This window comes from Nocardiopsis chromatogenes YIM 90109 (genome assembly GCF_000341185.1).
GTDB classification, from domain to species: Bacteria; Actinomycetota; Actinomycetes; order Streptosporangiales; family Streptosporangiaceae; genus Nocardiopsis_A; species Nocardiopsis_A chromatogenes.
This window is the reverse complement of sequence record NZ_ANBH01000057.1, coordinates 1-13,508: the sequence shown is the minus strand read 5'-3', so window position 1 is coordinate 13,508 and position 13,508 is coordinate 1. Positions and strand designations below refer to the sequence as shown.

Annotated in this window: 10 protein-coding genes, 4 tRNA genes and 1 pseudogene; 8 read left to right on the top strand and 7 right to left on the bottom strand. The window is 70.3% G+C overall.

Annotated features, from left to right (window positions below):
* Positions 1-852: 852 nt before the first annotated feature.
* Both D476_RS0105315 and D476_RS37255 read left to right on the top strand, forming a co-directional pair.
* Positions 853-2,334 (top strand): tyrosine-type recombinase/integrase, encoded by a 1,482-nt coding sequence (locus D476_RS0105315; RefSeq protein ID WP_017622932.1) that lies wholly within the window; start codon positions 853-855, stop codon positions 2,332-2,334.
* Positions 2,335-2,714: 380 nt separating this feature from the next.
* Positions 2,715-3,419 carry a TRADD-N-associated membrane domain-containing protein gene (locus D476_RS37255; RefSeq protein ID WP_152529224.1) on the top strand — a complete coding sequence of 235 codons (705 nt, stop codon included), beginning with the start codon at positions 2,715-2,717 and terminating at the stop codon, positions 3,417-3,419.
* Positions 3,420-4,197: 778 nt separating this feature from the next.
* On the opposite strand, the gene D476_RS37250 is transcribed toward D476_RS37255, so the two are convergent.
* Positions 4,198-4,401, bottom strand: a complete 204-nt coding sequence (locus D476_RS37250; protein WP_152529223.1) for a hypothetical protein — start codon at positions 4,399-4,401, stop codon at positions 4,198-4,200.
* A gap of 512 nt (positions 4,402-4,913) precedes the next feature.
* A tRNA-Lys gene (locus tag D476_RS0105305) sits at positions 4,914-4,986 on the bottom strand.
* Between the two features lie 231 nt (positions 4,987-5,217).
* Here D476_RS0105305 and D476_RS0105300 point away from each other — a divergent pair.
* On the top strand, positions 5,218-5,478 hold the full coding sequence (locus tag D476_RS0105300) for a PspC domain-containing protein (RefSeq protein ID WP_017622930.1): 261 nt from the start codon (positions 5,218-5,220) through the stop codon (positions 5,476-5,478).
* Positions 5,479-5,520: 42 nt separating this feature from the next.
* Here the strand turns inward: D476_RS0105300 and D476_RS32245 are convergent.
* Together D476_RS32245 and D476_RS0105290 are read right to left on the bottom strand one after the other, a co-directional pair.
* Positions 5,521-6,812, bottom strand: a pseudogene (locus tag D476_RS32245) (MFS transporter).
* A gap of 135 nt (positions 6,813-6,947) precedes the next feature.
* Positions 6,948-7,301 (bottom strand): metallopeptidase family protein, encoded by a 354-nt coding sequence (locus D476_RS0105290; RefSeq protein ID WP_192826356.1) that lies wholly within the window; start codon positions 7,299-7,301, stop codon positions 6,948-6,950.
* A gap of 57 nt (positions 7,302-7,358) precedes the next feature.
* Here D476_RS0105290 and D476_RS0105285 point away from each other — a divergent pair, with 57 nt between their 5' ends.
* The 4 genes from D476_RS0105285 (at position 7,359) to D476_RS0105270 (ending at position 9,374) form a co-directional block, all read left to right on the top strand.
* Positions 7,359-8,936: a metallophosphoesterase family protein gene (locus D476_RS0105285; RefSeq protein ID WP_083939419.1), complete on the top strand. Its 1,578-nt coding sequence runs from the start codon at positions 7,359-7,361 to the stop codon at positions 8,934-8,936.
* Between the two features lie 110 nt (positions 8,937-9,046).
* Positions 9,047-9,119 (top strand) — tRNA-Glu (locus D476_RS0105280).
* Between the two features lie 86 nt (positions 9,120-9,205).
* A tRNA-Asp gene (locus D476_RS0105275) sits at positions 9,206-9,280 on the top strand.
* Positions 9,281-9,300: 20 nt separating this feature from the next.
* A tRNA-Phe gene (locus tag D476_RS0105270) sits at positions 9,301-9,374 on the top strand.
* 67 nt (positions 9,375-9,441) lie between these two features.
* Here D476_RS0105270 and D476_RS0105265 read toward each other — a convergent pair.
* Complete coding sequence (locus tag D476_RS0105265) at positions 9,442-9,762, bottom strand: hypothetical protein (RefSeq protein WP_017622927.1); 321 nt, start codon at positions 9,760-9,762, stop codon at positions 9,442-9,444.
* A 144-nt stretch (positions 9,763-9,906) separates the two neighbouring features.
* On the opposite strand from D476_RS0105265, the gene D476_RS0105260 reads away from it, so the two are divergent.
* Positions 9,907-11,106: a hypothetical protein gene (locus tag D476_RS0105260; protein WP_017622926.1), complete on the top strand. Its 1,200-nt coding sequence runs from the start codon at positions 9,907-9,909 to the stop codon at positions 11,104-11,106.
* A 96-nt stretch (positions 11,107-11,202) separates the two neighbouring features.
* Here D476_RS0105260 and D476_RS0105255 read toward each other — a convergent pair whose 3' ends face one another.
* Positions 11,203-12,480, bottom strand: a complete 1,278-nt coding sequence (locus D476_RS0105255) for a M14 family metallopeptidase (protein ID WP_017622925.1) — start codon at positions 12,478-12,480, stop codon at positions 11,203-11,205.
* Positions 12,481-12,685: 205 nt separating this feature from the next.
* The gene (locus tag D476_RS0105250) at positions 12,686-13,351 is read right to left on the bottom strand and encodes an AIM24 family protein (protein ID WP_017622924.1); all 666 of its coding nucleotides are present in this window, start codon (positions 13,349-13,351) and stop codon (positions 12,686-12,688) included.
* Positions 13,352-13,508 lie beyond the last annotated feature (157 nt).

The following is a 13,508-nucleotide window of genomic DNA, read 5'->3' as shown; positions in this document are numbered from 1 at the left end:
CTCGCCTCCCCGCCGTGCCCAAGAAACCGCTCCATTCAACTCGGGCCATGCGGCCGCGTTCACTGGGCAGGCTGCCAATGGCAGGCGGAGAAGAAACGGGGTGCCCCGTGCGCCCCGAGGAGAATGGAACCGGCGCCGGGGCCGCCCGTGCCTCCTCGCGGAGGGCTGAAGGGTGCGCTGGTGTCCAACGCCGGGGCCCGGGGGGCTCTATAGCCGGGTGTGAGGGCGAGTAGGAGTAGGAACGCGGCGGGCGCGACGCGATGCCGCGAAGACGAAGGCCGGTGGTCCCGTCCTGGAGCTCGGCCTGTGGGTAGAGCCGTGCTTCTCGTTGGCCTCAAATCCCAGCCGGGCGGTGCCGGGGAGCGGGCGAAGACGGGGCCGCCTGCCCGCCGCCCCGGGATGCACCGGATGGGGTGGGCCCAGACGTTGGGGCCGTGCGTGGGGCCGACAGCGGCGACGACACCGCCCCGACGCCCCGGGGCGGGCCCCTACGCGGCCCGCCGTGCCGGTGGGGCCGCTGTGGGCCGCTGGTGGCCGGGGCCGTGACTGGCGGGAGTGGGGACCGTGGCTGCCCACCTGTACGTCGCCGGGGCCGGGCCGCCCCCACCCGCGCCCGCGCGCCGAGGGCCTCGTCGAGCGGCGGCGGCCGGGCGAGGTTCTTCGGCCGGTCCGCTGGCCGCCTCGCCTGATCCGCTTGCGATCTCACGCCGAGAAGAGCGCTGCTGGCACCGGCCCGCCGACCCGGCGGGATAGCAGCCCCCGCACAGCCCCGGCCACCAGGTCGGATTCACGACCCCGGCGGCCGTGGGGCGCGAGGGGCGCCGGATGGAGAGACGTCGACTCGGAGAGCTGATGGCCAACACCGAAGGCACCACCTTCAAGCGGTGCACCTGCCGCGACGAGCAGTCCGGGAAGCTGCTCGGCGCCAAGTGCCCCAGGCTCAAGCGGCCCAGCGGGTCCTGGAACTCGGCCCACGGCAGCTGGGCCTTCCAGATCGAGCTGCCCCGCACCAGTAGCGGGGTGCGCAGGCAGGCCCGCCGCACCGGACTGGACTCCCAGACCGAGGCGCTGGACGGGCTGGACCGCGTCAAGGCCCTGCTCGACCTGGCCGACGAGGACGAGGAGGCGGTGGTGCGCATCGCCGACCTTGTCCAGAAGGCCATCAGGAACCGGCGCGACCTGCCCACTGAGGCCGAGGCCCGCCAGCACATCGGCGCCGGGGCCGGGGTGCGCGAGGACATCCCCACCCTGGCCGCGTGGCTGGCCGAGTGGCTGGAGGGAAAGAAGAAGCTCGCACCGGGCACGCGCCGCTCCTACCAGGGGCACATCGACAACCACATCGCCCCCAATATCGGGTGGGTACGCCTGGACCGCCTCCAGGTCGGGCACGTGCAGGCGATGTTCGACGCTGTCGAGGAGCACAACGACCACATCTGCGCCTGCAGAGAATCCGACGATCCGAAGACGCGGGCCTCGGTGCGGGGTCGGCGTACCGTCTCGGCGGCGACCAAGCAGCGCATCCGTGCCACGCTGCGCTCGGCGCTGAACGGGGCGATCGCCCGTCCCGACCTTCCCCTCCAGGTGAACGCGGCCTCGCATGTGGCCCTGGAGTCGGCGCCGCGGGTGCGGCCGATGGTGTGGACCGCCGACCGCGTCAAGCACTACCAGGCCACGGGGAAGGTTCCCTCGCCGGTGATGGTGTGGACCCCCGAGCAGACCGCCGCCTTTCTACTGCGCGCCCGCAGGGACCGGCTCTACCCGCTGTTCCACCTGATCGCGCACAAGGGGCTGCGCCGCGGCGAAGCCGTCGGGCTGGAGTGGGAGAACGTGCGGTTGGCGGACGGGCAGGTCGACATCCGTACCCAGGTCGTCCAGCTCGGGTGGGAGACCGTGACCTCGATTCCAAAGAGCGAGGCCGGCAGGCGCACCATCACCCTGGATGCCAAGACGGCGAAAGTGTTGAAGGCCTGGCGGCGCCGCCAATCCGAGGAGCGCCTCAAAGCGGGGGAGGAGTGGGCCGATGGCGGGCGGGTGTTCACCCGCCCGGACGGTGCGGGGTTGCATCCGGCGTGGGTGACCGACCTGTTCCACCGCATCGCATCCGAGGCCGGGTTGCCGCCGATCGGGTTGCACGGCCTGCGTCACGGGGCGGCGTCGCTGAGTCTGGCGGCGGGGGTGGACGTGAAGGTGGTCTCGGCCGAGCTCGGGCACTCGACGACGTTCTTCACCCAGGACACCTACCAGACCGTGCTGCCCGAGGTCGCGCGGGAAGCGGCGGAGGCCACCGCCGCAATGATCCCGATGAGCAAGTCGCGGAACTCTACTCCCGGATAGCACGCGCCGTTCCTCCTCATTGGCGGCCTCGCAGCGGCCGATGCAAGGCCGCCCAGCCTTGCGACGCACCACTGCTGGCCACGACCTCATTCTCCCTTACTAAGCGGACCGGACCCACGGCTGATTCAAAGTCCTGGCCGGGGAGGGGCTTTGCAGGTCACAAGCTGACACAAGCTGATGACGGGGGACGGGAACCTCCGACACACGACCACGGAGCCCCGGTAGGAGAACAGGGACTTCCATCTCTCTGACTCCGCGAGGACTCCGTTGCGCCCCCAGTCAGCCATGCACGTCCCGCTGACCGCCGACCTTCCATGGAGTGGCAGGCAGAGGTACTCTGAAGGTCATTGGTATAGCTCTAGCAGCGCCAGGGGAGAGTAATGGCGAAAGCGGAAGACAACCCTGACGAGGAGCTGGGCTATTTCAAGAACAGTGAGAGGGAAGGAGGGAGTGAGCAGGGGGATATTTTTACTCACGGTAATGTATCCGGCGGAACTGTGTTCCAGATGGGGACAATTCATAACGCTATCCAATTTCCGAGTGAAGTTCATTCGGGTGGGCGTGCGAAGAGTCTGGCCGAGCAGCGACAAGCACTTTACTTTGACCTGTTAAGAAAACAGCAAAAGAGTTATTTCGATTCCTGGAGTCAGGACCGGTTACACGCCAACGTAGCCTTCTGGGCCGCTGTGGTGCTCATGTTGAGCAGTGGGCTTGTCCTGTTGGCCGGTGGTGTCATGGCTCTGGCTCAGGGGAACTTTCAGCCACTGGCGACAGCGAGCCTGCCCGGCGTTCCGTTTGCGGCGATCGGGGCTGGTTTGGCGCTGTACGCGCGCAAGGCTAAGGCGGACACGATCGCTAGAGCTGATCGGGTCGAGGAACAGATTGTGAAGAGTCACGAATTGCAGACGGCTCTCACGCTGGTTGACGAATTTGAAGATTCTGAGAAGCGCGACAACATGCGCGCGGCAGTGGTGATGAAGACCATGGGCTTGCAGCCCAGCACTGAAACGGTCACTGATCGACTGCTTCCGGAGGCGGGCGGCGCCTCCAAGAGTGAAATCGAGCCGGAGGACCCAGAGGCCTGACCTTTGATAGAGGGCTGTTCTCTGTCGTGTGTTCATGGGCTTCATCGGAGTGTGGTCCCCGCAGCCACGCTGTGCCGCTGACCTGCCCCAAGAGGAGTCGGATCAGCAGTCATGACTGTGTGTCAATAATACAGTCTGACCTGTATGCCGTTGCGCGAGTGTCGACGACTTACTATATCGCCACAGAAATGGATCTCCCCCCTCGGGCGGGAGAGGTCCTGCTGAACGCCGAGTGATACGCTCGGCACCCTAGACGACGGTCCCTGGGGATCCCAAGATTAAAAGCCGCCAAAAACTCGGCTGCAAAGAGGCCGGGCTTAGGTGAAGTGTCGCGGTAGACGGGGCACGTCCACGCGACGAATGCGGAGCTTATCCATGGACGCTCTGTTTTCAGATACTTAGGCCGCTTCCTCTGGAACTCCAAAGCCTGTTACATCAGGATAGTCCAGCCGGTGGGGACCCTGGGCCTCTCAGACAACGCCGCCGCGAAGTCGTTCAACGCCAGACGTTGGACGGGAAGGACCTGAAGCGATGGCGAGCCCTGGCACACCCCCTGGTGATGTTCGCCTGGATCAGCCGGTACGACCCGCAGGCGGGTTCAACGAACGAGCACCTCAGCCCGCTCATCTATGAGCAGCGCCCAGCTCGACTGGAATTCGCTGCCTGATCATCGGGTGTCCACGGCCACGGATGAACGCCCGTGGGTCCTGTGGGGACGGGGCAGGATCGTCTAGCAGTCCGACCACTTTGCCAGAGGCCGTAGCCGTACTGGTGGCGTCTATGGTGCGGGCGACTTGGGCATGGGTGGAGACCACCGAAGCCCGAGATCCCGATTCGGCCCGTACCACCGCATCCACGGCGCCATTATCGAGGCGAACAGGCGCACCTGTGGTGTGCGGGCGGTGTCCCACAGCTGGGTTCCGGTCGCGGTGACCAGGGCGGCGGCTCCGGCCTGGGCGAGCTGGGCGGGGTCGGGCAGCATGAGGGGGTTGGGCCTCCCTGCGCGGTCGGATGGGGCGGTGTGGGCCATGGAAGCACACACAGGAGGCGTTCACGCGGGATCCGGCGGTGGTGTCCGGATCGGGACACGTGGGGCGACCACACCCCAGTCGGGAGCGGCATCACGTTGTTCTGTAGGGGCGAGGGAGGAGGCCCTTGCGCGCTGCCTGGTCACCGTCTGGGGGTGGTGCGGTTGCTCGTTCGTCTCGGCCAGCGGATCGAGTCTTTTGAGGTTGTGCCCCGTGGTGGCCTGGGGCGGGGAGAGGGGGTCTGGTGCGGCCAACGGCCCCATCCGGGCAGCGGTGGGCGTTCAGGGACGGACCAGTGGGGGGTGTCCCTGGGCGCGTAGCGGGACGACCATGGGCCAAGTTCAGCTGGTCCGCTAGGTCGGGGGCGAGCTCGGTCCAAGCTGGAGAGCGAACGGGGAGCCGAAGGTGGGGGTGCCCGCCGGGTCTGTCGGACACCCAACAACCCGCTGACCTGCGGTTTCTTGGGTGGGCCCCCAGGGGATCGAACCCTGAACCCGCGGATTAAAAGTCCGCTGCTCTGCCAGTTGAGCTAAGGGCCCGGGACATTGCCAGGTTCACCTGGGCATATGTCACCGCGGCTCACTTTACCTCAGCCGCGCGACGGGCGCACAGCGGAGGATTCGCATCTGCGCCGAGGGAGCGCCGGTGTGGATGGGCGGCCGTGCGTGTCCCCCTCGGGGAGGTGTCCCCAGGGGTCAGGGGGCCGGATCAGGGGACGGCCAGGGGACTACCTGATGTGCACGGGCCCGTGTTGCGGGCAGGCTGGGAGTATGAACAACGACTTCGGGAAGAAGCAGCTCCGCCGGAGTGCCGACCAGCGCATGCTGACGGGCGTCTGCGGGGGCATCGGCCGGTTCGTCGGGATCGACGCCAATATCGTCCGGCTCGCATTCGCGGTCTTCACCCTGCTGGGCGGCAGCGGGATCCTGCTCTACATCATCGCCTGGGTCATCATGCCGGACGAGGGCACCGACACCTCCGTGCTGGAGCACGTCATCCGCAACTTCCAGGGCAAGCAGTCGAACCTGTGACCCGCACGGCGCGGGTGCAGGGGCGGTCGGGGGAGGCGGCCCTCAGGCGGTGGGCTCGGGGGCGCGCATCAGGGCGGTCGTCTCCTTCGACAACCGTCCCCACGGGGCGGCCAGTGCCACCGCCCCCGCCACGCCCAGCAGGCCCGCGCCGGTGATCACGGTGTTCATGTCGGCCACCTCCACCAGCAGGCTCGCCACCGCGATGCCCACGCCCTGGGCCGCCTGCAGCCCCGCCGCGACCAGGCCGAACGCCAGTCCGCGGCCCTCGTCGGGGACGCACAGCACGAACGCGGCGTTGGCCACCAGCTGGTAGGCGGCCAGCGCGCCGGAGGCCACCAGCAGCGCCGCCATCAGNCCCCCAGCCACAGCGGCGGGTCGGCCCACCAGGCCAGCAGCGGCAGCGACCCGCCCACCGCCAGCGGGCCGATCAGCCGGATGCGGGTGCGCGGCCCGATCAGCCGGGTCAGCACGAACCCTCCGACCAGCGCCCCCATCGACGGCGCCGCCATCAGCAGCCCCGCGGCCCCGGCGCCCGCCCCGGCCGCGTCGGCCAGTGGGCCCGCCAGCCCGTAGGGGACCATGTAGAACCCGGCCAGCCAGGCGAACAGCGCGAGCGTGCGCAGTCGCGGGTCGCCGAAGACCAGCCGCGCCCCGTCCCGGGTCGTCCGCCACAGCCCCGGACCCGGCCCGTCCGGCGCCGCCACCGGGGCCGGGCGCGCCCGCACCCCCAGCCGGATGAGCAGCGCCGACAGCAGGAATGTGCCGGCGTTGACCATCACCGCCGCGTTCGGCCCCACTGCGGCCACCACCCAGCCGCCGGCGATCAGCCCGGCCAGGGTGCCCACGTGCGAGGTGAGGTTGATGATCGCCGAGGCGGCCACGAACCGCTCCCCCTGCAGCACCTCGGCCATCAGGGCGGCCCGCGCGGCGCCGAACGGCACCACCGGCAGGATCGAGCAGAACAGCAGCCCCCAGATCGCCCACAGCGGCAGCCCCGGCACCCCGATGCCGAACACCAGGCCCGCCCGGACCAGGTCCGCGGCGAGCATCACGCGGCGGCGCGGCAGCAGGTCGGACAGGCCCGACAGCAGCGGTCCGGCCAGCACCTGCGGGACGAAGGTCAGAGCGATGGTGACGCCCGCCGCCAGCGGGGACGCGGTCTGCTGGTAGACCAGCAGCACGACGGAGATGCTGAGCAGGTAGCCGCCCGCCATGGACAGGGCGTGGGCGAGCCACAGGGTGCGGAACTCGGGGACTCTGACGACCTCGGCGTAGGCGCTCTTCCAGTCGGACGGCCCGTCGGGCCGGACGCGGCCCGTGTGCGGATCACCCACCTGCGACTCCCTCGTGGTGCGCTGTCTGCGTCACTCTCGGTCGCTATTCGATGACCTACAGTCCCTGATCGGGGCCGGATCTCGCAAGCGGTTCGCCGGAATTCGTAGCGTATTCGTTGCCGCGGCCGGGCCCGCTCACCCCCAGCCGAGCTCGTGCAGGCGCGCGTCGTCGATGCCGAAGTAGTGGGCCACCTCGTGCACCACGGTCACCCGCACCTCCGCGACGACCTGCTCGGGCGTCTCGCACACGGCGCAGATCTCCCGCCAGTAGATGGAGATCCGGTCCGGGAGCACCCCGGCGTAGGACTCGCCGCGCTCGGTCAGCGGCACGCCCTCGTAGAGGCCGAGCAGTCCGGGCTCGGGGGGTTCGTCCTCCACGGTCACGACCACGTTGTCGATCAGGCTGGTCAGCTCCTCGGGGATGGAGTCCAGGGCGTCGGCGACGAGTTCCTCGAAACGGCGGCGGCTGAGTTCGACCACACCCCGTATTCTGCGCGACATCGGCCGCATCGCGCGCAGGGCGTTGCCTCTCATGGACGCGAGGGCATGATGGATACCGTGTTGCCTCGCTTGGGAAGGGCCCTCGCGGCGGTCCGAGAACGCCTCGCCGCGAGGCGGGAAGGGCTGCTGAAGGCCGGGCGGGTCGCCGCCGTGGTCCTCGCCGGGCTGGGCGGCGGATGGCTGGGCCTCGCGGTCGGGGGCCAGGTGCTCACCCCGATCGGCCCGGCCGACGTGAGCCTGTCGGTCGGCCCGAGCTGGCGCGGCGAGACCGTGGTGGACGTGGCCCCCCTGGGCACCCTGGCCTTCGACACCCACTCCGCGCCCCTGCGCTTCGAGGCCTCCATCGACGAGATCCGGCTGGCGGCCGCCGAGGAGATGTTCCAGGACCCCGAGGCGATCGACCGGATGGGCCGCACCATCGGCGGCGAGGTCAAGGCCGGGGTCATCCGGCTCATGGCGCAGTCGGCGGCCGCCGCCGCGCTCGGGGCCGGGCTGGTGGGCCTGGCCCTCTTCCGGAGCTGGCGCCGCGCCGGGCTGAGCTGCGCCACCGCCCTCGCCGCCTTCCTCACCGCGGGAGGCGCCGCGGCCGCGACGTTCAATCCGTCCGCGATCGCCGAGCCGCGCTACTCGGGCCTGCTGGCGGGCGCCCCCCAGGCGGTGGGCAGTGCCGAGGCCGTGGTGAGCCGCTTCGACCAGTACCGGGAGCAGCTGGCCTCCCTGGTGGGCAACGTCTCCCGGCTCTACGAGGTGACCTCCACCCTCCCCGTCTACGAGGGGGACGACTCCACCGTCCGGGTGCTCCACGTGTCCGACATCCACCTCAACCCCGCATCGTGGAATGTGATCTCCTCCATACAGGAACAGTTCCAGGTCGACCTCATCGTGGACTCGGGCGACCTGACCGACCGGGGGAGCGCCGCCGAGGACGCGTTCGCCGACGAGATCGCCGACCTGGAGGTGCCGTACGTGTGGGTGCGCGGCAACCACGACTCCATGGGCACCCAGCGCGCGGTGGAGGCCCAGCCCAACGCCGTCGTCCTGGACGAAGGCGCCGAGGAGGTGGGCGGCATCGTCTTCTACGGGGCGGGCGACCCGCGCTTCACACCCGACAAGACCGCCGCCAACCCCGGCACCGAGGAGGTGAAGCGGATCGGCGAGGCCCAGGCGGCGGAGGCCTCCGCGGAGGACCCGCCGGTGGACGTGGCCGTGATGCACGACCCCGCACAGGCCGAAGGGTTCGACGGGCGGGTGCCGCTGGTGCTGTCCGGGCACGGGCACCGCCGCTGGACCGAGCTGACCGAGTCGGGGACCCGGTACCTCGTGCAGGGTTCGACGGGCGGCGCCGGGCTGCGCGGTCTGGAAGGCGGCGTCGACCGGCCCAAGCCCTATGAGGCCTCGGTGCTCTACATCGACACCGAGACCAAGCGCCTGCAGGCGTGGGACGACATCACCCTGGGCGGGCTGGGGCTGACGTCGGCCCAGATCGAACGGCACATCGAGGAGGATCCGGACCGCTCGCTGGTCGCCCCGTCCCCCTCGCCGCCGTCCCCGTCCCCGGACCCCAGCGGGTCCCCGCCCGCCACACCCACCCGGGAGCCGGGTTCACCTGCGGCGACGCCCTAGGGGGAGGGGGCGGGGCAAACGCTTTGGCACTGGGGGTGAATCTCCCCTATGCTTGACGCGTCCCCGACGACAGGCGAAGCGGGCAGTTGGCGACCTCGTTCGTCGTCGAGGCCCCCATCGTCTAGTGGCCTAGGACGCCGCCCTTTCAAGGCGGTAACGCCGGTTCGAATCCGGTTGGGGGTACGGCTCCGGTCGAAGCAGTGTCGAAGGTCTGGCACAATGGAGGACACGGAGAGCGGCCGCCCCGGCGGCCGTAAAATTTGATACAAGGTCCTGTGGAGCAGTTAGGAGTGCTCGCCACCCTGTCAAGGTGGAGGCCGCGGGTTCAAATCCCGTCAGGACCGCGCGCCACGTCGGTGGCGGGGGCCAGGTAGCTCAGTTGGTACGAGCGTCCGCCTGAAAAGCGGAAGGTCGGCGGTTCGACCCCGTCCCTGGCCACTCGAAGCGAACGGTGAGATCCCCATCGCCTGAGAAGGCGATGGGGATTCTTCGTGTTTCCCGTCCTTCATCCGGGCCGGACCACCAGGCCCGGGATCGGCAGCTGGCCCTCGCAGGTGCGGTGCGGACCCTGCAGGTGCAGGCACCTCCGGCAGGTCACCGGCCCCGTGTCGCGCTCCAGGCGCAGCGGGTCGGCGGTGGCGCCGCAGGCGGGCACCGCCACCAGCACGCCGCCGCGGTGCAGGTCCACCAGGCCGTGCACGACGTCCGACCCGCCCACGGTGGCGTTCACTCCGGCGAGGGCGGCCCGTCTGCCGTGCAGGCGGGCGGCCAAGTGCTCCTCCCCCTCGTCGGGGAAGAGCGACAGCGCGGGCTCCGGATCGTGCATGGCTCCGCACCCTACCGACCGGGCGGCGCCCCGCCCCGGATCCGTGGGCCGCACTTTTGGGAAGGCGCTTTCCGTGTTAGGTTCCGTCCCCCCTCCGGGGTGGGAGCGATTCCACCCCTTCCCCGCTCACCGGGAGGAACCACCATGACCACCGACCACCGGCGGCCGCTGCGGCGCGCCTTCCTCCCCGTCGTCGGGGCCCTCGTGCTCCTCGTGCCGGGCGTGGCGACCGCCGCTGTCGGCGCCGCGACCGGCGCCGCGACCGGTGCCGGCGACGGAGCCCAGGCGGCCGCCTGCGGCGACGGCGGCTTCCACGCCGAGGCCGTCCGCGACGGCGGCACCTGGACGTCCCGCAACGGCGGCGGCGTCGTCTACGAGGGCGGCGACATGCTGCAGGCCATGCGCGCCGCCGTGGACAGCCTCGACCCCGGCCGCACCGAGCAGCAGCGGGTCGTCGTGCGCGGCTCGGGGACCATCCCCGCCGACGCCTCCCTCGACCTGCCCAGCCACACCTCCCTGGAGGCCTGCGGCACCATCGACGTCGTCGGGACGCCGTCCGGGAACAACGCCGCCGTGCGCATCCGGCACGCCCGGGACGTCTCCGTCCCCCACCTGTCGGTGACCGGCACCCCCTACTTCGGCGTGTGGGTCCGCACCTCGCAGGACGTGCACTTCGGCCAGGTCGACCTTCGCCTGTCCGGCGGCCTGGGGATGCGCATCGACAGCCGCGACGACGACTCGGTCCGCGAGGCCCGCGATATCGGTATCGACGACGTGTACGTGTCCGGGACGGACAACCACGGCGTGGAGACCTACGGGGTCGACGGCATCGACATCGGCACCGTCACCGCCCGGGACACGGCCTACTCCGGTCTCCTGCTCAACGACACGGTCAACGCCTCGGTGGACCGGGTCGACGCCGTGGACGCCGGTACGGGCACCGGCTACGCCGCCTTCCGGATGGCCAACCGCAACGGCCGGGTCGACGGCGGCTACCCCGTGAACGTGCGTGTGGGCGAGGTCCGCGCGCGCGGGGGCGGCCGGGGGATCTTCTGCGTGTCGGAGAGCGGCGGCGCCGTCATCGAGCGGGTGGACATCGCGGACACCGGCAACAACGCCGCCCTCATCGAGAACTGCCACAACGTCACCGTCGGAACGGCCGGGGGCACGATCGCCGGTCCCGGGACGGTGCGCCTGGCCGCCCGGAGCGAGTTCGCCAATACCTCCGACATCACCTTCGAGAACCTGACCTTCCGGAACACCGAGTTCAACGAGAGGCCGTGCGCCGTGAACACGGTCCTGCGCGGCATCAGGTGGGACGACAGCGCGAACAACGCCTGCTGACGCGCGGGCCGGACCGCGCATGAGGCGGGGGTGTTCCGCACCTGAGGGGGGAGAGGAGCGGAACACCCCCTTTTCACGGAGGGTTCACGGGGCCGGTCAGCAGTACTGGTCCTCCTTGTCGATCACCCGGTACGGGCAGTCGGCGTAGCCGAGCAGGTCCAGGACGGCTTCGCGGTTGCGGTCGGTCTCCCGGTCGATGATCTCGTCGCCGGGGTAGAAGCCGCCGCCCCCGGCGCTCGACGGGTACATCTCGAACGTGTAGTTGAAGATCCGCTGGTCGCCCCAGAGCCAGTCGTTGATCGTGCCGTCGGTGATGTACAGGTCGCTCGACTGCTGCGGCGTGTACCCGTTCGACCCGGCCATCAGGCGGCCCAGCTCGGCGTGGGTGTCGTATTCGTCCCGGCTCATCCCCGGGCCGGTCTCGTCATAGGTGTAGCCGTAGGGCCACAGCACGAGCTCTCCGTAGGTGTGGAAGTCGATGGCGGCGGTGATCTGCTGCTCGCCGCCGACGACGCGGCTGCGCACGAAGTCGGCCACGTGGCTCACCTCGGGCGCCGACTCCGGGGCGGTGCCCCGGTAGGTCTGCGACCACGGGCTCCCCGAGGAGCCGCCGCAGCAGCCCCAGTTGTAGTCCCAGTTGCGGTTCAGGTCGGTGCCCACGGCCCATCCGCCGCGGGCGGGCTGGCGGTTCTTGCGCCAGCTCTTGTAGGAGCCGTCGGAGATGTCGTACTCGCTGCCGTCGGGGTTGACGTTGGGCAGGATCCAGATCTCCCGGGTGTCCACCATCTCGGTGACCCGCGGGTCGCTCCCGTAGTCCTCGGTGAACATGCGCAGCAGGTAGACCGCCATCTCCACGGTCAGGTGCTCGCGGGCGTGCTGGGAGTGGGTGAACAGCACCTCGGGCCGGTCGTGGTCGGTGCCCACGTCGGAGGTGATCTTCACGGCCATCAGGTCGCGCCCCTCGTAGGAGGAGCCGACGCTGACCTTGGCGGCGAGGTCGGGGTTGTCGGCCACGACCTTGTCGACGACCCGGGTCAGCTCGCCGTAGTCGTGGTAGTCGGAGTCGGAGGGCGGGAAGTCGAGGATGCCCGGCCCCTGCTGGTCCGGTCCGGGCAGCGGTGTGACCTCGTACCCGAGGTCGGCCACGGCGTCGGCCTGGCCGGGCAGGGCGGTCACCACCACGGTGCCGTCGCCGACCTCGTCGACGGCGACGCCGGTGGCGGCGAGCTCGGTGCGCTCCTCGGCCGTGTCCGGCCCGGTGACCAGGTACTGGCCCGGGGCCTGGGCGNNNGCGCCCCCCGCCGTTCCGGCGGCGGCGGTGGTCAGTAGGAGGGCGGCCGATGCGGCCACCGCGAGGGGTCTGCGCGCGTGCATGGTGCGGGGCCTCCTGACGGGCGTGGGGGACATGCGTCGGCGGAGTCCACCCGTCAATTGGAGGTGGGGAGGCGCACGGGGGTCAACGATCGGGAACGGAATCCGTTCAACCGTTGAACAGTCGTCTCGCGCGCCCCCGGATGACGTGCCCGTGTGCCCGCGCGGGGCCGTGCCGGGTGGCCGGATCCGGCCACCCGGCGGCGGATCAGCCCGAGGCCGCCTGCGGCACCGGCGCCCCCTCGGAGGCCTGCACGAGGACGAACCCCTGCCCCTCGAAGGAGAGCTGGAAGGCCTCGCCGCTGCCGCGCCCGATGAGCGCCCCGGCCTTGGCGGTGCGCCGCACCCCGGTCCGCAGCGAGGTGGACCAGGCCACCGCGGCGTCGGTGTCGGCGAAGGTCGGCTGGTCGACGTTGAGCAGCACGGGGGAGCCGTGGCAGGCGATCGCGATGCGCCCGTGCCCGGTGAAGACGGTGTTGAACAGCCCCCCGGCGGCCATGCCCGCCCCCTGGACCCGCTGGATGTCCCAGTTCAGGCCGGGCTCGAAGGCGAGGATGTTCTCCCCGTTGACGGTCAGTGAGTCGCCTTCGAGGTCGATCAGGTGCACGTCCCAGGCGTCCCGGGCGAGGAACACGTCGCCCTGCCCGGTGACCGACATCAGCGGGGCGCCCTCGCCGGTCACGGCCTTCTTCAGGAACTTGCCCAGGCCGCCCGAGCCCTTGTAGGCGAAGTCGACGTTGCCCTGGTAGGCGACCATCGCCCCCTGCCGGGCGAGGAACTCGCCGTTGAACCGGACCCGGAGCATCTTTCCGTTCTGCAGCGACATGCCCGGGACGTCGTTCTCCCGTGCGGCCTCGAACAGCGGACTGCGCATGGCTCTGACCTCGTTCCCCTGCGTTCTGCCGTGGACGCCTGACCGTACCAACAGGGCCGTGCGGGGCGGCGCCGGTGCGGCCGCGGTACGGTATGCACAGTTTTAATTACGGAGAGTGGTTGCATTGGGTCCGTTCCCGCCGCCCCGCAGGAATCCG